Annotated in this window: 16 protein-coding genes; 10 read left to right on the forward strand and 6 right to left on the reverse strand. The window is 68.9% G+C overall.

The annotated features are described in order from the left end of the window. The first annotated feature begins 67 nt into the window (after window positions 1-67). The 7 genes from AOM45_RS50495 to AOM45_RS02650 all read left to right on the forward strand — a co-directional run bounded on the left by AOM45_RS50495 (window position 68) and on the right by AOM45_RS02650 (window position 6,897). Window positions 68-1,438, forward strand: a complete 1,371-nt coding sequence (locus AOM45_RS50495; protein WP_030465487.1) for a hypothetical protein — start codon at window positions 68-70, stop codon at window positions 1,436-1,438. Between the two features lie 112 nt (window positions 1,439-1,550). Beyond that, window positions 1,551-2,249, forward strand: coding sequence for an acyl-ACP--UDP-N-acetylglucosamine O-acyltransferase family protein (locus AOM45_RS02625; RefSeq protein WP_030465486.1), 699 nt, complete (start codon window positions 1,551-1,553; stop codon window positions 2,247-2,249). Between the two features lie 36 nt (window positions 2,250-2,285). Next, window positions 2,286-2,525 (forward strand): acyl carrier protein, encoded by a 240-nt coding sequence (locus AOM45_RS02630; protein ID WP_030465485.1) that lies wholly within the window; start codon window positions 2,286-2,288, stop codon window positions 2,523-2,525. Continuing rightward, a complete protein-coding gene (locus AOM45_RS02635; RefSeq protein WP_030465484.1) occupies window positions 2,518-3,252 on the forward strand; it encodes an SDR family NAD(P)-dependent oxidoreductase in 735 nt (244 codons plus the stop codon). The genes AOM45_RS02630 and AOM45_RS02635 overlap by 8 nt, the downstream gene beginning before the upstream one ends. Beyond that, complete coding sequence (locus AOM45_RS02640; protein ID WP_030465483.1) at window positions 3,249-4,622, forward strand: AMP-binding protein; 1,374 nt, start codon at window positions 3,249-3,251, stop codon at window positions 4,620-4,622. Before AOM45_RS02635 ends, AOM45_RS02640 begins: the two co-directional genes overlap by 4 nt. Next, window positions 4,619-5,674 (forward strand): LuxE/PaaK family acyltransferase, encoded by a 1,056-nt coding sequence (locus tag AOM45_RS02645; protein WP_030465482.1) that lies wholly within the window; start codon window positions 4,619-4,621, stop codon window positions 5,672-5,674. Before AOM45_RS02640 ends, AOM45_RS02645 begins: the two co-directional genes overlap by 4 nt. Then, window positions 5,671-6,897, forward strand: coding sequence for an acyl-CoA reductase (locus AOM45_RS02650; protein WP_030465481.1), 1,227 nt, complete (start codon window positions 5,671-5,673; stop codon window positions 6,895-6,897). The genes AOM45_RS02645 and AOM45_RS02650 overlap by 4 nt, the downstream gene beginning before the upstream one ends. 226 nt (window positions 6,898-7,123) lie before the next feature. Here the strand turns inward: AOM45_RS02650 and lhgD are convergent, their stop codons facing one another. From lhgD to AOM45_RS02670, 4 genes are read right to left on the reverse strand one after another with little or no spacing between them, the layout of a single operon-like run. Continuing rightward, complete coding sequence (lhgD, locus tag AOM45_RS02655; protein WP_030465480.1) at window positions 7,124-8,305, reverse strand: L-2-hydroxyglutarate dehydrogenase; 1,182 nt, start codon at window positions 8,303-8,305, stop codon at window positions 7,124-7,126. A 1-nt stretch (window position 8,306) separates the two neighbouring features. Further along, the gene (locus AOM45_RS02660; protein WP_035909102.1) at window positions 8,307-9,509 is read right to left on the reverse strand and encodes a glycosyltransferase family 4 protein; all 1,203 of its coding nucleotides are present in this window, start codon (window positions 9,507-9,509) and stop codon (window positions 8,307-8,309) included. Between the two features lie 4 nt (window positions 9,510-9,513). Next, window positions 9,514-10,494 (reverse strand): Gfo/Idh/MocA family protein, encoded by a 981-nt coding sequence (locus AOM45_RS02665; protein ID WP_030465478.1) that lies wholly within the window; start codon window positions 10,492-10,494, stop codon window positions 9,514-9,516. Then, entirely contained in the window at window positions 10,491-11,588 is a 1,098-nt protein-coding gene (locus tag AOM45_RS02670; protein ID WP_030465477.1) for a DegT/DnrJ/EryC1/StrS family aminotransferase, read from the reverse strand. The genes AOM45_RS02665 and AOM45_RS02670 overlap by 4 nt, the downstream gene beginning before the upstream one ends. A 163-nt stretch (window positions 11,589-11,751) precedes the next feature. On the opposite strand from AOM45_RS02670, the gene AOM45_RS02675 reads away from it, so the two are divergent. Then, window positions 11,752-12,825, forward strand: a complete 1,074-nt coding sequence (locus tag AOM45_RS02675; RefSeq protein ID WP_051782811.1) for a lysylphosphatidylglycerol synthase transmembrane domain-containing protein — start codon at window positions 11,752-11,754, stop codon at window positions 12,823-12,825. 4 nt (window positions 12,826-12,829) lie between these two features. Here AOM45_RS02675 and AOM45_RS02680 read toward each other — a convergent pair whose 3' ends face one another. Beyond that, a complete protein-coding gene (locus AOM45_RS02680) occupies window positions 12,830-13,633 on the reverse strand; it encodes a Cof-type HAD-IIB family hydrolase (RefSeq protein WP_030465475.1) in 804 nt (267 codons plus the stop codon). 67 nt (window positions 13,634-13,700) lie between these two features. Here AOM45_RS02680 and AOM45_RS02685 point away from each other — a divergent pair, with 67 nt between their 5' ends. Continuing rightward, window positions 13,701-14,606 carry an LLM class flavin-dependent oxidoreductase gene (locus AOM45_RS02685; protein WP_030465474.1) on the forward strand — a complete coding sequence of 302 codons (906 nt, stop codon included), beginning with the start codon at window positions 13,701-13,703 and terminating at the stop codon, window positions 14,604-14,606. Here AOM45_RS02685 and AOM45_RS02690 read toward each other — a convergent pair. Next, on the reverse strand, window positions 14,596-16,554 hold the full coding sequence (locus tag AOM45_RS02690) for a DUF6541 family protein (protein ID WP_030465473.1): 1,959 nt from the start codon (window positions 16,552-16,554) through the stop codon (window positions 14,596-14,598). The two genes, AOM45_RS02685 and AOM45_RS02690, sit on opposite strands and share 11 nt — an antisense overlap. A 186-nt stretch (window positions 16,555-16,740) precedes the next feature. On the opposite strand from AOM45_RS02690, the gene glf reads away from it, so the two are divergent. Next, the gene (gene glf / locus AOM45_RS02695; RefSeq protein ID WP_035909099.1) at window positions 16,741-17,925 is read left to right on the forward strand and encodes a UDP-galactopyranose mutase; all 1,185 of its coding nucleotides are present in this window, start codon (window positions 16,741-16,743) and stop codon (window positions 17,923-17,925) included. Window positions 17,926-18,099: the final 174 nt, after the last annotated feature.

Genomic DNA, 18,099 nt, shown 5'->3' on the forward strand with positions numbered 1-18,099 from the left:
CACAGCGGCGTCCTAGTAGGCGACACCACTCATGGGGGATGTGGTGTGCGACCAACGGGGGTTCGTCATGGCGTTCGAAGCAGCGGTCAGCGAAGTGGACATCACGCCGGTGTTCCCGCCGTACCCGAGCCTGTGGATGGGCGGGTACGGCTGGGGGCCGCGCGGCAACCACGGTGAGATTGCGCGCCGGCTGCGCGCGCAGTGCCTGGTGATCTGGGACAACGGCGTGCCGAAGGTCCTCGTGCGCGCTGATCTCATCAGCGTGCCGCGGGACGTCCACCAGTTCATCAGGGGCACCCTCGTGGACGAGGGCCTGGTCGCCGTCGACGACTTCATGCTGGTCGCGAGCCACACGCATTCGGGCCCGCTGTACGGCGACACCCGGCCGAGCCCTGGCGTCATGATGGGCCTCGGCCAGGCCGACGTCGACGCGGTCAACGGCACGACCTGGCTGATCACCGACGCGCTGGTCCAGCTGGTCCGCGACACGCTCGACCTGGAACGGACCGCCGTCACGCTGGCCTACGCCGAGGGCCGGGCCAAGATCGGCTTCAACCGGGTGGGGAACGGCGGCGTGCTGGACGCCGTGCCGGTGCTGCGCGTCGCCACGACCGGTGGTGACCTGTTCGCCGTGGTCTTCGGGGCCGCGTGCCACCCGGTCTCGCGCGGCAAGGACGAGGTCTTCGACGGCGAGTTCCCGGCCGTCGCCGCCGAGTTCGTCGAGAACGAGCTCGGCGTGCCCGCGCTGTTCCTGCAGGGAGCGTGCGGTGACCAGGAGGCGGAGGACCCGCACAGCCCCGCCACGACCGAGCACCTGGGCGAGGTCCTCGGGCAGGAGGTCGTCAACGTCGTCGGCGACGACGGCGGGTTCGCCCCGGTCACGGGCCCCGTGTCGACCTCGATGATCGAGATCCAGCTGCCGTTCCACGCCGACACGACGAACCCGGACGTCCGGGCCTCCCTGCGGTCGAAGTACCGGATGCGGAGCAAGGTGCTGGACCTGCTGGACGCGAACCGGCGGCACGCCGACCTGATGGTGCGGTTGATCGACAACGGTGAGCTGCCGACGTCGGTGCCGATGCCGATCCAGCGCTGGCGGTTCGGCGGGCTGAGCATCATCGCGCTCGCGCACGAGCCGTTGTCCGCGTACGACGTGAAGCTGCACGAGGAGTTCGCCGGCAACCTCTGGGTCGTGGGATACGCCAACGAGTGCGAGGGCTACGTCGCGGACAACGACACCCTGCGCTCCGGCGGCAACCTGCACGGCGGCTACGAGGCCGGGTGGAACGAGGGCGACGACAAGATCGCGGGCTTCGGCTGCTTCACCATCTCGTACGCGTGGCCCAGCCCGTTGAAGTTCTCGAACACCGCGGTCGCCGCGGCGGGCACGACGGAACGAATCGTCATGGACGCGTGCGTGGGTCTGCTCAACAGCTGAGCCCGTCAGGGCCGGTCGGCCGCGTGAAGTAGAGTGGCCTAACGGCCCCGTCCGGGTGGAAGCGCCCTGGTGACGTGGGTTACACCATCAACTCACGGGCAGGGCAGATCAGGTGGCGAACCGCATTCACGAGACCGCGATCATCGGCGCGGACGTCGAGCTCGGTGACGACAACGTGATCGGACCGTACACGGTGATCGCCGGGCCGTGCCGGATCGGTGACGGCAACTTCATCGGCCCGCACGTCAGCATCGGCGGCCCCGCCGAGTACCTCAGCGCCCCGCACCTCGCGGGCTGGGACGGCGAGAACGACGGCCCCGGCGTGGTGATCGGCGACCGCAACCGCATCCGCGAGTTCGTCACGATCAACCAGGGCGCCAAGGACGCGACCCGCATCGGCAGCGACAACTACCTGATGGGCCGCGCCCACGTCGCGCACGACTGCATCATCGACAACAGCGTCGTGATCACGAGCGCCGTGCAGATCGCCGGCCACTGCCACGTGTGGAGCGGCTCCAACATCGGCCTCGGCACCGTCGTGCACCAGGGCACGCAGATCGGGCCGGGCGCGATGATCGGGCTCGGATCGGCCATCCGCAAGGAGGTCGGTGCGTTCACCATCACCCTGGGCAACCCCGCCCGCACGACCGGCGTCAACGTCATCGGCCTGTCGCGCCGCGGCTGCGACGAGGACGCGATCGCCGCTCTCACCGGCTTCCTGACCGGCAAGGAGGCGGAGGTCCCCTCCGGGCTGCCGGAGGAGCTCGCCGCGCTGCTCAAGGCGTGGACCGAGCGTTCGAACGAGCACTGATCCCAGCCCAGCACCGTCCGAGAGAACGAGAGAAGCATGTCCCTGAACGACCGTCTTCGTGGTGTCTTCGTGGACGCCCTCCAGCTCGACGACTCCGTTGACGTCGAGAACCTGAAGTACCGCGACATCGAGGAGTGGGACTCGGTCGGCCACATGGCGCTCGTCGCCGCCATCGAGGACGAGTTCGACGTGCAGTTCGAGACCGAGCAGGTCATCGACATGAGCAGCTTCAAGGTCGCCGTCGACATGCTGAAGGGCTTCGGCGCTGGTGAGTGACTTCGCCGGCAAGGTAGCGGTCGTCACCGGCGGCACGCGCGGCATCGGCTTCGCCACCGCCGCGGCGCTGGCCGAGGCCGGTGCGACGGTCGTCATCACCGGCCGCGACCGCGAGACCGCCGAGAAGCGTGCCGCCGAGCTGGGCGAACGGGGCCACGGCGTGGCGCTCGACGTCACCGACTCGGCCGCCGTCAAGGACGTCTTCAAGACGATCGCCAAGGAGCACGGGCGCATCGACGTGCTCGTGGCCAGCGCGGGGATCCTCGAGGGCGGCCTCATCGGCATGCTCACCGACGACCACGTCACGAAGACGCTGACCACGAACGTCGCGGGCACGATCAGCACCGTTCAGGCGGCGGCGCGGGCCATGATGCGCAAGCGCACCGGCTCGATCGTGCTGCTCGGCTCGATCGTCGGCGAGCGCGGCAACGCCGGTCAGATGGTCTACGCGGCGTCCAAGGCGGCGCTGGTCGCGGCCGCGAAGTCCGCGGCGAAGGAGCTCGGACGCCACGGGATCAGGGTCAACGCGGTCGCGCCCGGCGTGATCGCGACCGACCTGATCTCGGAGCAGTCCGACGAGGTGCTGGAGCGGGTGAAGGGCGACACCGCCCTCGGCCGGCTCGGCACCGCGGAAGAAGTCGCCAAGGTGATCCGGTTCCTCGTCAGTGACGACGCCTCGTTCGTCACCGGTCAGGTGCTCGGGATCGACGGAGGTTTGGTGCTGTGACGCTGCTGCACGCTCAGGCTCGCCTGCGTGACGCCGCGACCGGTGACCTGCTCGGTGGTGCCGAGCTCGCCGGTCGCGTGTCCGAGGTGGCGAAGGAACTCGCCGATCTGCCGTCCGGGGTGCTCTTCCTCCGGGTCGGCCTGGACCTGACGAGCGTGCTGCGGTACCTGGGTGCGTTCGAGGCGGGCCGCGCGGTCGCGCTGCTCGACCCCGCGCAGGACCGCGAGGTGCTGGACGGGCTCGTGTCCCGGTTCCGGCCCGCGGCCGTGCTGGGCATCGACGACGAACCCGCTCCCGGTTACTCGCAGGACTGGGTGCGTGAGGACGCGGACGGCGTCGAACAGCACCCCGACCTGGCCGTGATGCTGCCGACCAGCGGTTCCACCGGCAACCCGAAGTTCGTGCGGCTGTCCCGATCGGCGATCCTCGCGAACGCCGACGCGATCGCCGAGGTGCTCGGCATCGACTCGGACGAGGTCGCGCCGACGAGCCTGCCGCTGCACTACAGCTACGGCATGTCCGTGCTGAACAGCCACCTGCGCAAGGGCGCGACCGTGCTGCTGGAGGGCTCCGGCGTCGTCGCGCGGCCGTTCTGGGACGCGGTCACGAAGTACGAGGTGACCTCACTCGCGGGTGTCCCGTACCACTACGAGATGCTGCGCAGGCTGCGGTTCGACCCGGCCAAGTACCCGTCGCTGCGCACGCTGACGCAGGCGGGCGGCAAGCTCCGCACCGAGCTGGTCAGCGAGTTCAACGACAAGATGCGCGCCGTCGGCGGGCAGATGTTCGTCATGTACGGCCAGACCGAGGCCGCACCGCGGATGGCCACCGTGCCGTCCGACCGGCTCACCGAGAAGCTCGGCTCCGCCGGTCCCGCGCTGCCCGGCGGCACGTTCTCGATCCGCGACGAGGACGGGAACGAAATCACCGAGCCCGGTGTTGCCGGTGAGGTGGTGTACCGCGGTCCGAACGTGATGATGGGCTACGCCGAGTCCGAAGCCGAGCTCGCCCTCGGTGACGAGACCGGCGGCGTGCTCGTCACCGGTGACCTCGGATACCTCGACTCCGACGGGTTCCTCTACATCACCGGCCGGTTGAAGCGGATCGGCAAGGTGTTCGGCAACCGGGTCAACCTGGACGACCTGGAGCAGATCGTGAAGGGCTACGGCGCAGCCGCCGCCGTGCCCGCGGGCGACAAGGTGGTCGTCTTCCTCGACAGGGCTGACAAGGACACCTGCAAGCAGGCCGCGAAGACGTTGTCCGAGACGCTGCACATGCACGTCACGGGCTTCGACGTGCGTCCCGCCGAGGGTTTCCCGCAGCTGCCCAGCGGCAAGATCGACTACCGGTCCTTGGAGGCACAGGTATGAGCGTCTTCGGACGCAGTCAGGCCGAGCGCGAGACCGCGCTGCTGGCGGAGCTGACCGAGCTGACCGAGCACCACCGCGCTCACTCCGAGCAGTACGACCGGATCCTGTCGTCGCTCGGCATCAAGTCCGGCGAGTCGTTCGCGTCGCTGAACGACCTGCCGTGGCTGCCTGTGCGCATGTTCAAGACGCACGAGCTGAAGTCCATTCCGGACTCCGAGGTCTTCAAGGTCCTCACCTCGTCGGGCACGACCGGCGGTGGCGCGTCGCGGATCTACCTCGACAAGGAAGCCGCCGCGGTGCAGACCCGCCAGCTCGGCGCGACGCTGCAGGAAGTCCTCGGCGGCAAGCGGCTGCCGATGCTCATGGTCGACACCATCGGCATCATCAAGAACCGCCGCTCGTTCTCCGCTCGTGGCGCGGGCGTGCTGGGCATGGCCACGTTCGGCCGCAGCCACGTGTACGCGCTGGACGAGAACGACAGGCCGGACGTCGAGGCCGTCAAGGAGTTCCTCGCGAAGCACGGCTCCGAGCCGTTCCTGATCTTCGGCTTCACCTTCATGGTGTGGCAGTACCTGTACGAGGTCGCGCGCGAGCACAAGCTCGACCTGTCGAACGGCATCCTGATCCACTCCGGTGGCTGGAAGAAGCTCATCGACATCGCGGTCGACAACTCGGAGTTCCGCCGGCGCTTCGCCGAGGACACCGGCCTGACCCAGATCTACAACTACTACGGGATGATCGAGCAGATCGGCACGGTCTTCCTGGAGGGCAAGTCGGGCAACTCGTTGTACTGCCCCGACTTCGCGGACGTGATCATCCGCAACCCGGACACCTGGGAGGAGCAGCCCGTCGGCGAGCCCGGTGTCATCGAGGTCGTCTCGACGTTGCCGCGCAGCTACCCCGGCCACGTGCTGCTGACCGAGGATCTCGGTGTGGTGCACGGCATCGACGACGGCGACTGGCCCGGCAAGCGGTTCTCCGTGCTCGGCAGGCTCCCGCGCGCCGAGGCCCGCGGCTGTTCGGACACCTTCTCTGGAGCTGTTGCATCATGAAGCGCCGTTTCCCCGCCGGATCCGACGTCTCGTCCGTCGACGAGCTCCTCGCGAGCATCTCCGGTGAGCCCACCGGTGGCCGGCTGAAGGTCGGCGACGAGCGGATCGTCGACTTCCTGGTGAAGTTCGCGCGCAAGCTGCTCGCCCCGCAGATGGCCCGCCGCTACCCGGAGCTCGCCTCGCTGGGCTTCTTCCTGCGCCGCGGCGAGATCAACAAGGTGCTGAAGCAGCTGGAGACCCCGGCGGGCGTGCTGCGCTTCGGCCGCGGCCTCGTCTTCCACATCCCGCCGGCCAACGTGGACACGATCTTCGTGTACTCGTGGGCGTTGTCGGCCCTGGCAGGCAACAGCAACGTCGTGCGTATCTCGCCACGCTCGGCCGGTGCCGCGGAAGCTGTCGTCGAGGCGCTCAACGACGCCCTGAAGGACGCCCACCCGGCCGTCGCCGAGACCCAGGTCATGGTCACCTACGACCGCGACGACAAGGTGACCGCCGCCCTGTCCGCCGCGTGCGACCTGCGCGTCATCTGGGGCGGCGACCGCGCTGTCAACGAGGTGCGCAAGTTGCCGCTGGCACCGCACGCCCGCGACGTCACGTTCCCCGACCGCGCCTCGTTCGCGCTGATCTCCGTCGACGGCTGGGTTTCCGCGACGCCGGAGCAGAAGCGTGAAGTGGCCGTCGGTTTCTACAACGACTCGTACTGGTTCGACCAGGCCGCCTGCTCCTCACCGCGCGCACTGTTCTGGGTGGGCGACGAGGCCGCGGCCCAGCAGGCGCGAGGCGAGTTCCGCGCCGAGCTGAGCGCGGTGCTGGCAGCCAAGCACCACGTCGTCGAGCCCGCGATGGCCGTGCAGAAGCGGGTGTCCGCGTACGGCGTCGCGGCGGACGGCCACGCGAAGTCCATCTCGTTCGACGGCAACGCGGTGGCCACGCTGGAGCTCACGGACGCGGCGGACGTGCCGCGCGAGTGGCTCGGCGCGGGCACGTTCCCGTTCGCCACGCTGCCGACGCTGTCCGCGCTCGTGCCCATGGTGCAGCGCAAGGACCAGACGCTGTCCGTCTTCGGCTTCTCGCAGGAGGAGCTGGAGGCCCTGGCGCACGAGCTGGCCGGCCGCGGCATCGACCGCATCGTGCCGTTCGGCAACGCGCTGACGTTCTCCGACCACTGGGACGGCTTCGACCTCCCGGCGGAGTTCACCCGCCTGGTGACTGTCCAAGCCTGACAGTCCACAAGAGACGAAACCCGCACTGGAGCCCGGCGCGGGTTTCGTTTTGTCCTGGTGTCGCAACCGGCAGCCTTTGCCCCGTATTTCGACGTCCAGACGGGTGCATCGTGGTGCTGGCCCCGCGTCCTCATCCTGGTTGGCTGTGGGCGTGGGGCCGGTGCCACGAGGCATCCTGCTGGGCGCCGGAAGACGCGGTGGAGGTTGCCGGTTGCGACACCAGGGGTCAGACCAGAGTCGCGACGGTCTCGTCGGCGATGTGCCTGCCGATCTCCAACGCGCTGGTCGCCGCCGGGGACGGTGCGTTCAGCACGTGCACCTGACGCGGCGCCGACTCGATCAGGAAGTCGTCGACGAGCGACCCGTCCGGCAGCATCGCCTGCGCGCGCACCCCGGCCTCGGCACGCACGATGTCGTCCTCCCCGACGGCCGGCACCAGCCGGGCGAGGCTCGCCGCGAAACGCTTGCGGGAGAACGACCTCAGCACCTCGTCCAGGCCCGTGCGGCCGAACCGGCGGGCCAGTTTCCAGGTGCCGGGGAAGCGCAGCACGTCGAACACGTCGCGCGGGGTGATCTGGGCCCAGCGGTAGCCCTCGCGGCGCAACGCCAGGACGGCGTTCGGGCCCGCGTGCACGGAGCCGTCGAGCATCCGGGTCAGGTGCACGCCGAGGAACGGCAGTGCCGGGTCTGGCACCGGGTAGATCAGGCCGCGCACGAGCGAACGACGTTCGGGGCGCAGTTCGTAGTACTCGCCGCGGAACGGGACGATCGTGGCTTTGGGGCGCAGGCCGGCGAGCCGGGCCACGCGGTCGCTCTGCAGGCCGGCGCAGTTCACCAACGCGTCCGCGCGGACGATTCCTTGCGGCGTCGCGACTTCCACGCCCGCGGACGTCGAGCGGATGGCCAGCGCGGGTGCGCGGAGGCGGAGGTCGGCGCCGGAGAGCAGGCCCACCAGGACCCGGCACACGGCCGGGAAGTCGATGATCGCCGTGGACTCGACGCGCAGTGCGGAGACGGCGGACACCTCGGGCTCGTACTCGCGAGCCTCGGCGGGGGAGATCAGCCTGGCCGGGACGCCGTTCGCCGCGGCCCGTTCGGCCAGGGTGTTCAGGCGGGGGAGCTCGTCGGGCGAGGTGGCCACGACCAGCTTGCCGCAGACGTCGACGGGAACGCCGTGTTCCTGGGCGAACGCCACCATGGAAGCGTTGCCCGCCACCGACATCCGGGCCTTGAGCGAGCCGGGCTTGTAGTACAGCCCGGCGTGCACGACGTTGCTGTTGTGCCCGGTCTGGTGGGCGGCCCAGCTCGCCTCCTTCTCGAGCACGGTCACGTCGTGGCCGCGCTGGAGAAGCTCGTGAGCGGCGGAGAGTCCGAGGATCCCTCCGCCGATCACGACGACGTGACTCACGTCAGTCCTTGCCCGAGATCTTCTTCAGGATGTCGAGGTTCGCTTCGCAGATCTTCGGCATGTCGAAGTTGTCGAAGACCCACTGACGACCGGCCTCGCCGATCTTCTTGGCGACGCCCTCGTCCTCGATCAGGCGGTTGATCGACTCGGCCAGCCCGTGGTGGTCGCCCGGCTTGGTGAGCAGCGACTCCGTGCCGTTGGTGATCACGGCGTTCGGGAAGTAGTCGGCCCGCTCGGCCATGACCGTCGGGACGCCCGCCGCCATCGCCTCGAGCGACGCGATGCCGATGCCGAAGCCCTGGAGGTCGTGGACCTCCATGTCGGAACCCGCGAGCAGGCCGGGGATCTCCGCCTTCGGCAGCGTGCCGGTGCAGATCAGCGCGTGGTCGACGCCGAGCTGCTTGGCGATCTCCATGAACTGCGTGTTGTACAGGCCGCCGATGACGAGGACCTTGGTGTCCGGGTGCTTCTTGAGCACCTCGGGCAGCGCCTTGACCAGGTTGATCCGGTCGCGAACCGGGATCACGTGGCCGAGCGACGCGATGACCGGGCCGTCACCGATCTCCGGGAACCGCTCGCGCATCTTGGCGCGCTCGGTGGCGTGGTCGAGGTCGTGGAAGCGGTCGAGCTCGACACCGACGGCGAGCTTCTCGATGCGCTCGTCCGGCGTCTTGTAGCGCTTCTTGATGTACTCGTAGAAGATCGTGTCGATCGCGACGAGCTTCGTCGGCTTGTTGTACGACGTGATCGGCTTGACGACGAACGCGTCGAGCATCCGGAAGACCGCGTGGATCGGCTTCATCGGGCTCTGCAGACGCGTGTGCAGCGTCAGCACCGACGGCACCTTGCGCTTGCGCGCCCACAGACCGCTCTGCCAGGTCAGGTCGAAGAACTGGCCGTGCTGGTGGACGACGTCCGGCTTGAAGTCGTCCAGCAGCTTGAAGACCCTCTTGCGGTTGCCCCACTTCAACGCGAACGTGATGTCGAAGTTGAAGGAGATGCGGGTCTCCGGCAGCGTCCACGACGGCAGGCGCACGATCTTGATGCCGTCGCGCTCCTCCACCGGCAGCGCACCGCCGTACGCGGCGGTGATCACGAGGACCTCGTGACCCTGCGACGCGTAGTAGCGCGCCAGCGTGTCCGACACGTAGGCGCTGCCGCCCATGCGGGGCGGGAAGAAGTTGTTGATGATCGCGATCCGCATCGCGTCAGGCCTTCCCGTTGGTCGCCGACAGGGTCGCCTCGTGCACGACCTTGTGCGCAGGCAGGATCGCGTTGCGCTCGGCGATCACCTCGTCCGAACCGGCGCCCAGCTCGAGCAGGTTCAGGAAGTGGTTCAGCTGCGCGGCCAGCGGCTCGGCGCTCTGCAGGATCGTCGGCAGCTCGATGACGGTCTGCGACTGGTAGCCGACGCCGTCCGCCGCCGGCGAGTCCGCGACGTGCTTGTAGATCGTGATGTCGCGGCGCAGCAGGTCGATCTCGATCAGCCGGTCGATCTCCAGCACCGAGATCTGCCGCACCTTGCGCTGGCTGATCCGGGACGCGGAGATCGTGGCGAGCGCGCCGCTGTCGAACGACATGGTCGCGTCGGCCGAGTCCTCGGCGCGGTTCTCCTTCGACTGCTCGTGGAAGAAGCCGAACGAGCCCTTCACGGCGGCCGGAGCGGTGCCGACGAAGCGGATCGCGAGGTCGACGTCGTGGATGAGCAGGTCGCCCGCGACACCGGTCTTGATCCGCGGCACGAACGGCGAGTGCCGCATCGCGTTGATCTGCACGACCTCGCCCACGAACTGCTTCGCGGTGAGGATCGCCGGGTTGAAGCGCTCGAGGAAGCCGCAGACGAGCGGCAGGCCGCGCTTCTCCGACTCGGCGACGAGCTCCTCGGACTGCGCGTACGTGGCGGCGAGCGGCTTCTCGATGAGCAGCGGCTTGCCGAGCTCCAGCGCCTGCTTCGCGATGGCGTAGTGCGCCTCGGTGGCGGCCGCGATGACGACGGCGTCGACGTCCTTCAGCGGCTCCAGCGAGTCCGTGTACTCGGCGCCGAAGCGGTCCGAGATGGCCTTGCCGGTCTCGGCGTTGTGCTCGACGACGTACTTGAAGTCGACGCGGTCGGACTGCGACAGCACGCGGGCGTGCAGCGAGCCCATCGTGCCCGCACCGACGAGGGCGACCTTGGGACGAGCGCTCACGCGCCGAACACCTCCCGGACGGACGAGACGATGGTCTCGAGGTCGGCGTCGGTCAGCTTCGGGTGCACCGGCAGCGACAGGGCCTGCTCGGCGACCTTCTTGGCGACCGGCACGTCCGACGCGATGACCTGCGGGTTGTCCCGGTAGCAGTCGTAGTCGAAGACCAGCTTCGGGTAGTAGATGCCGTTGCCGATGCCCTTCTCGGTGAGCTTCGCCGCGAGCTCGTCGCGGGTCACCGGGGCGTCGTCGCCGACCAGGATCGTGTACTGGTGCCACACGTGCTCACGGCCGGGCAGGACGGCCGGAACGGTGAGGCCGGTGACGCCGTCGAGGCCCTTCGAGAGCGCCTCGGCGTTGCGCCGGCGCACGTCGGTGAGCTGCTGCAGCTTCTCCAGCTGCGGGATGCCCAGCGCCGCGTGCAGGTCCGTGAGGCGGTAGTTGTGGCCCGCCATCTCGTACTGGTAGCGGGCGCGCATGCCCTGGTTGCGCATGACGCGCAGCTTGTCCGCCAGCGCGTCGTCCGACGTCGTGATGACGCCGCCCTCGGCGGTGGTGATGTTCTTCGTCGCGTAGAGCGAGAAGCAGCCGATGCCGAACGAGCCGGCCGGCTTGCCCTCGTACGTCGCGCCGACCGCCTGCGCCGAGTCCTCGACGATCGTCAGACCGTGCTGCTGCGCCAGCGGGACGAGACGGCCCATGTCGGCCATCTGGCCGTACAGGTGGACCGGCATGAGGACCTTGGTGCGGTCGGTGACCTGCGCGCTGACCTTCTCCGGGTCGATGTTGAAGTCGACCGAGTCGATGTCCGCGAACCGAGCGGTGGCGCCCGCTTCCAGGATCGCGTTCAGCGTGGCCACGAAGGTGAACGGCGTGGTGATGACCTCATCACCCGGCTGCAGGTCGAGCGCCTGGATGGACGCGACCAGCGCGGTCGTGCCGTTGTTGACGGCGACCGCGTGCGGCACACCAGCAACGGAGGCGAAAGCGTCCTCGAACCGCTTGACCATCGGGCCCTGTGCGATGACACCGGAGCGGAGCACTTCCAGCACGAGCGGCTCGGCGTCCTGGACGTCGACGACGGTAATCGGAATCATGCAGCAGACTTTCCACTTCCGGAGACGGTTGGATGCGTCCGGTACAGTTGCCCCGCGGTGTTACTGCCAGGTGCAGACCAGGCGCGAGCCACAGGCTACCTGCCTGATGGAGTGATCTTTTTCAGGGTCCGTTGTGGATCCGCAGCGCAGGAGAACGACTTTCATGGACTCCCAGCCCGCCGTGCCCGGCCCGCTGCTGGGTGGCGAAGCAGGAAGCGGAGAACCGATGACCGTCAAGCCCGACGTGGCTGCGCCTGCCGAGGACGAGCAGGCAGCGCCTCCGGCGAAGACGCGCAAGGCAGTGATCATCGCGTGGGCCAAGCGTCTGCTGATCGTCGCGGTGCTCGCCGCCGCCACGTGGTCGCTGTACTCCCAGTGGGACGAGGTCTACCCCACGCTGCTCGCGCTGCCGTGGCAGTCGGTCGTGCTGTCCATGATCGCGGTCCTGGTCGGCATCTTCCTGGGCCCGCTGGTCTGGAAGATCGTGCTGTCGGACCTGGGCGCCCCGGTCCGCTTCGCCGACGCGTCGAAGTTCTACCTGGTCGGCCAGCTCGGCAAGTACGTCCCCGGCGCCGTCTGGGCCGTCCTGCTCTCGATGGAGCTCGCCCGTGAGGCCGGCGTCAACCGCGCTCGAAGCTTCACCGCGGGCCTGGTCGCGACCGGCATGGGCGTGCTCGCGTCGCTGATCGCCGGTCTCGCCGCGCTGCCGGTGATGCTGTCCGGCCGCCCCGAGTCGAACCAGCTGCTGTGGCTGTTCCTGCTGCTGGCCGTCGGCCTGCCGTTCCTGCACCCGCGCCTGCTGACCTGGTCGGTCAACCTGGTCCTGAAGGCCCTGCGCAAGCAGCCGATCGAACGCCGCTTCACGGGCGTCGAGATCCTCAAGGCGCTGGGCACCGCCGTCGCCATCTACCTCTGCTACGGCGTGCACCTCTGGCTGCTGGTCAACTCGCTCGGCTCGCCGCGCTGGGACACGCTGATCCTGTCCACCGGTGCCATGGCGCTGTCGATGACCGCGGGCCTGCTGGCGTTCTTCCTGCCCTCCGGCATCGGCGCCCGCGAGCTGGTCATCACGGCCACGATCGCGACGGTGCTGCCCTCGGGCCAGGCCATCGCGCTGGCGCTGGTCTCGCGCCTGATGTTCACCATCGCGGACCTGGCGGCGGCCGGTTCGGCGGCGCTCCTCGTCTACGTGCAGAAGCGCCGCGGCGCCCCGGCCCCCGTTCCGGCCGAGGACTGAGGGCTCAGAACCAGCGCTCCAGGACCTGCGCCACGCCGTCCTGGTCGTTCGTACCGGTGACCTCGTCGGCCACCTCCAGCAGTTCCGGGTGCGCGTTGGCCATGGCGACGCCGTGGCCAGCCCACCGCAGCATCGGGATGTCGTTCGGCATGTCCCCGAACGCGATCACGGTGTCCGCCGACACCCCGAACCGCTCGGCCACGTCGGCCAGTCCAGTGGCCTTCGTCACGTCCCGTTCGGAGATCTCGATCAGGCCCGCGTTGGTCGAGTAGGTGATGGCGAACTCGTCGCCCAGCACCGCGATCGCGGCCGCCGCCATCTCGGCACTTCTCATGCCCTCGTGCCTGACCAGCAGTTTCACCGCCGTGTGCCCCAGCACCTCTGCCCTCGAGGCGACGTCGTGCCCGTCCGGCCACGCGTGCACGTACGCCTCCTCCGCGATGAACGACTCGACGTCGGCCGCGCGCTCGCCGACCCGTTCCGCCGCGACCGCGCCACCTGGAATCGCCGTGGTCAGCGCCTCGCCGAGGTCGTGCAGCCGCACCGGGCTGATGCCGCGCTGCCAGAGCACGCGGTCCTCGCGGACGTCGTAGAGCACCGCGCCGTTCGCGCAGACCGCGTACCCGGTGGCGCCGACGGCGTTCGCGATGCGCGGCATCCAGCGCGGCGGGCGGCCGCTGACCAGCACGAACGGCGTCCCGTCCGCGATCACCCTGCCCGCGACCCGTGCCGTGTGGTCGCTCACCTGCTCGTTCGTACCGAGGATCGTGCCGTCCACGTCCGATGCCACCAGCGCTGGTTTCTCCACGAATCCATCCTCGCTGATGCCGGAAGCGGATTCGTCGAGTTGCGGATCACGTCGCTAGGGTCAGGTGGTGCGAGTAGGCGTGGTGATCCTGCCCGAGTACCGGTGGTGGGTCGCGGAACCGAAGTGGAGAGCAGCCGAGGAGCTCGGCTTCTCCCACGCGTGGACGTACGACCACCTGGGTTGGCGCACGCTGGTCGACGGCCCGTGGTTCTCCGCCGTTCCGACGCTCACCGCGGCCGCCGCGGTCACCTCCAGGATCCGGCTCGGCACGCTCGTCGCGTCACCCGTCTTCCGGCACCCCGTGCCGTTCGCCCGCGAGGTCCTCACGCTCGACGACCTGTCCGACGGCCGGCTCAACCTGGGCCTCGGCTCGGGTGGCACCGGCTCGTACGACACCACCGCGATCGGCGGGCAGGACCTGACGCCCCAGCAGCGCACCCAGCGGTTCGGTGAGTTCGTCGAGCTGCTCGACCTGCTGCTGACCAGGGACAAGACGACCTGGAAGGGCGAGCACTTCGCCGCGGAGGAGGCCCGCGGGTACCCCGGTTGCGTGCAGCGGCCGCGGGTGCCGTTCGTGGTGGCCGCTGACGGTCCGAAGGCCATGAACATCGCCGCCCGCTACGGCACCGGCTGGATCACCACCGGCTCGCGGCGGCTGGAGAACCCGAGCTACGAGGACTGGTGGCGTGGGGTCGCCCAGGTGACCAAGCGCTTCAACGAGGAGCTCGCCTCGATCAACCGGGCGAAGGGCACCATCGACCGGTACCTCAACCTCGACTCCGCGCCCGTCTACTCGCTGTCCAGCGTCGAGGCCTTCCAGGACGCCGCCGGCCGGGCCCGTGAGCTCGGGTTCACCGACCTGATCGTGCACTGGCCGCGCAGCGAGGGCGTCTACTTCGGCCACGAGAGCGTGCTGGAGCAGGTGGCCGGGGACGTCTTCCCCGGCCTGGCCGACTCCGAGATCAGGGGCTGACGGGCGCGCCCTGCGGCACCAGCTTGTAGATCGTCGAGTCCTGGTTCGAGTAGACCTTCTGCACGAACGGCTTGCCTTCGAGGTCGCGCAGGCCGGCGACGCGTTCCTTGCCGCCGTGGACGTACCCGGTGTCGACGATCACGTAGCTGACCTTCAGGTACTTCACCGCGTCGCGCACGGCCGAGTCGCTCGCGTAGTCGTTGAACTCCGCCTGCAGCAGGTGCACCGAAGGCGACTCCGCCGAGCCGTCGTAGTGGCCGACGACCGGCTGCACGCCCGCGAGCGCGTACATCCAGACCGTGCCGTCCCTGCGGTCGTTGAGCACCCGCTCACCGGGCTTCACCAGCTTGGCGAGCTCCTGGAACGCCCGCACCTCGTCCGGGCTGACCACCATGTTGTGGCGGTCGGCGCCGGGCTGGTTCGCGTAGCCCTGCTTGACCTGGTTCATGTTCAGCGTGAAGTACAGGCCCTGGCTGACGAACGCGAACACCGCCACGACGACCCCGCCCGCGACGTAGCGCGCCGGACCGCCGGACAGGCGCGGCACGCCCGCCTTCACGAAGTCGTACACCTGCGCCAGGCCGTGGCCCGCGACGACGACCAGCGGCACGCACGCCAGCGCGATGAGCCGCCACTGGTCGTTCCACCACGGGCTCGTCACCCGCGCGACCCACGGCTGCGAGTACGACGCCGTCAGCACCCACACGCCGCCGAAGAACGCGGCGGAGCCGAGCAGCCAGCGCAGGTCGCCCAGGCGTGAGGCGAAGATCAGGCCGATCCACAGCGCGAGCGCCAGCCAGTACTGCGGCAGGGCGATGACGTGCTGGAACGTGAGCAGCGAGCCGACGGACTGGCTCACCGGGAACGTCGACGGCCAGTCGACGATCGCGATCTTGCCGCCGACCGCGAGCGCGCCCAGCAGGTGCGGCAGCGTCACGACGACCGCCACGACGGCAGGGACGATCAGCTTGAGCGCGTCCCGCCAGATCAGCTTGAGGTTGCCCCACCAGCGCTGGATGAACATCGGCAGCACGAACAGGATGCCGCCGAACAACGTGCTGGAGTGGATGGCGAGCAGGCCGACCGCGACACCGCCGAAGAACACACCGGTGTCGAGGGCCGCGCGCTTGAGGTAAGCGTCCATCGCGATGGCGAGCACCGGCATGACGGCGATGCCCAGCGTGAACGTGAGCAGCGGGCCGCGCCACAGGTTGTCGTAGGTTGCGCTGGTGCAGGCGACGGTGACGAGCGCGGTGAACGCGGCGGTGACGGCGCGGCCGTTGAAGTGCCGGATCATCGCGACCAGGGTCAGCGCGAGCAGGCCGGGGAACAGCACCGTGTTCGCGTTCAGCACGGCGGGCACGGCGGCACCGGTCAGCTTGAACACCAGTGCGCCGACCAGGTGGTAGGCGTTCGGGTAGAAGACGCCGTCGGGGAGCTCGTACCAGTTGACCTTGCCGGTCGCGTACAGGCTGCCCTCGCCGGTCTCGGCGATGTAGCGGATGCCGTTCGCGTGGTACGCGGCGTCCCAGTCCTGCGGGATCGAGTTGAGGTCCCAGCGCATCGCGGCCATCAGCACCGCGACCCCGACGACCGCGGCGGCCAGCAACGTCACCGCCACCGCGAGGTGAGCGGTCCGCGTCCACGGCGACGGCTCGCGCTCGACCGGGCCGCGCCTGCGCACCACGAACCACCGCGCGGCGCCGAAGACGACGATCACGAACACGGTGCTGAGCAGGAACGTCCAGACGTTGAACGGGATCCCGATCTTCCACAGCCACGGGCCCGCGAGCCCGGCGATCAGGTACGTGAACACCGGGGCGCTGGCCGCCAGCGTCCACCCGCGAAGGCCCGCGGCCGCGGCGGCGAGCCCGCCCGGCAGCCACAGGACGGCGAGATACGTGCCGATCGTCGCCAAGGTCAGCAGAGTGCTCGCTTCGGTCGGCACAGGACCACCCAGGGTTGCTCAGCAAGTGGAGGTGCGGGGCGGGCCCGCGTGACCCAGCAAGGCTATCCCCACCTGGGTAATGGGCCTGAAACGACCCGTCACACGCGTTTTACCTGATCAAGGCCTGTGTGGTTCGCGGAGGGGGTGTTGGGGCCGTGTCGCGTGGCACAGGTACCCTCCCCAATCGTGAGCTTCGCTGGCTATGACCTGATCGTCGTCGGATCTGGATTCTTCGGTCTCACGGTCGCCGAACGCGCCGCGTCCCAGCTGAACAAGCGGGTGCTGGTGCTCGAGCGTCGTGCCCACATCGGCGGCAACGCCTACTCGGAGGCTGAGCCCGAGACAGGAATCGAGGTGCACCGCTACGGTGCGCACCTCTTCCACACCTCGAACAAGCGGGTCTGGGAGTACTGCAACCAGTTCACCGAGTTCACCGGCTACCAGCACCGCGTCTTCGCGATGCACAACGGTGTCGCGTACCAGTTCCCGATGGGTCTGGGCCTGATCACCCAGTTCGTCGGCAAGTACCTGTCGCCGGACGAGGCCCGCGCGTGGGTCGCCGAGCAGGCGTCGGAGATCGACACCAAGGACGCGAAGAACCTCGAGGAGAAGGCGATCTCGCTGGTCGGCCGTCCCCTCTACGAGGCCTTCATCCGCGACTACACCGCGAAGCAGTGGCAGACCGACCCGAAGGAGCTGCCGGCCGCGGTCATCAGCCGCCTCCCGGTCCGCTACACCTTCGACAACCGCTACTTCAACGACACCTACGAGGGTCTGCCGGTCGACGGCTACACCGCGTGGCTCGAGAAGATGGCGGCGCACGAGAACATCGAGGTCCGCCTCGACACGGACTTCTTCGACGTGAAGGACGAGATCCCGGCGGGCACGCCGATCGTCTACACCGGTCCGGTCGACCGCTACTTCGACTACTCCGAGGGCTGGCTGGGCTGGCGCACGCTCGACTTCGAGCAGGAAGTGCTCCCGACCGGTGACTTCCAGGGCACCCCGGTCATGAACTACAACGACGCGGACGTCCCGTACACCCGCATCCACGAGTTCCGCCACTTCCACCCGGAGCGCGAGTACCCGTCGGACAAGACGGTCATCGTCCGCGAGTTCTCCCGCGCCGCGGAGAAGGACGACGAGCCGTACTACCCGATCAACACCGCCGAGGACCGCGCCAAGCTGGAGCGGTACCGCGAGCTCGCCAAGAAGGAGGCGGCCGAGCGCAACGTGCTGTTCGGCGGCCGCCTGGGCACGTACAAGTACCTCGACATGCACATGGCGATCGGCGCGGCGCTCAGCGCGTTCGACAACAAGATCGCCCCGCACCTGACCGACGGCACGCCGATCAACGGTGACCTCGACTGATCAGGTCGAAATGTGAACATCGCCCGGCCGTGCAACCAGTGCGGCCGGGCGATCGTCATTTGACAATGGGTACTATGGCGCGAGATGCGCCGAGCCACGACGTCCACCTGTGGCATCTGGTAGCCAATCCATGAAGCTGACCCGAACCGAAGCCGTTCGGTTCGCCGGAGGAAG

Origin of the sequence: Lentzea aerocolonigenes (genome assembly GCF_000974445.1) — a bacterium.
Taxonomy (GTDB): Bacteria; Actinomycetota; Actinomycetes; order Mycobacteriales; family Pseudonocardiaceae; genus Lentzea; species Lentzea aerocolonigenes.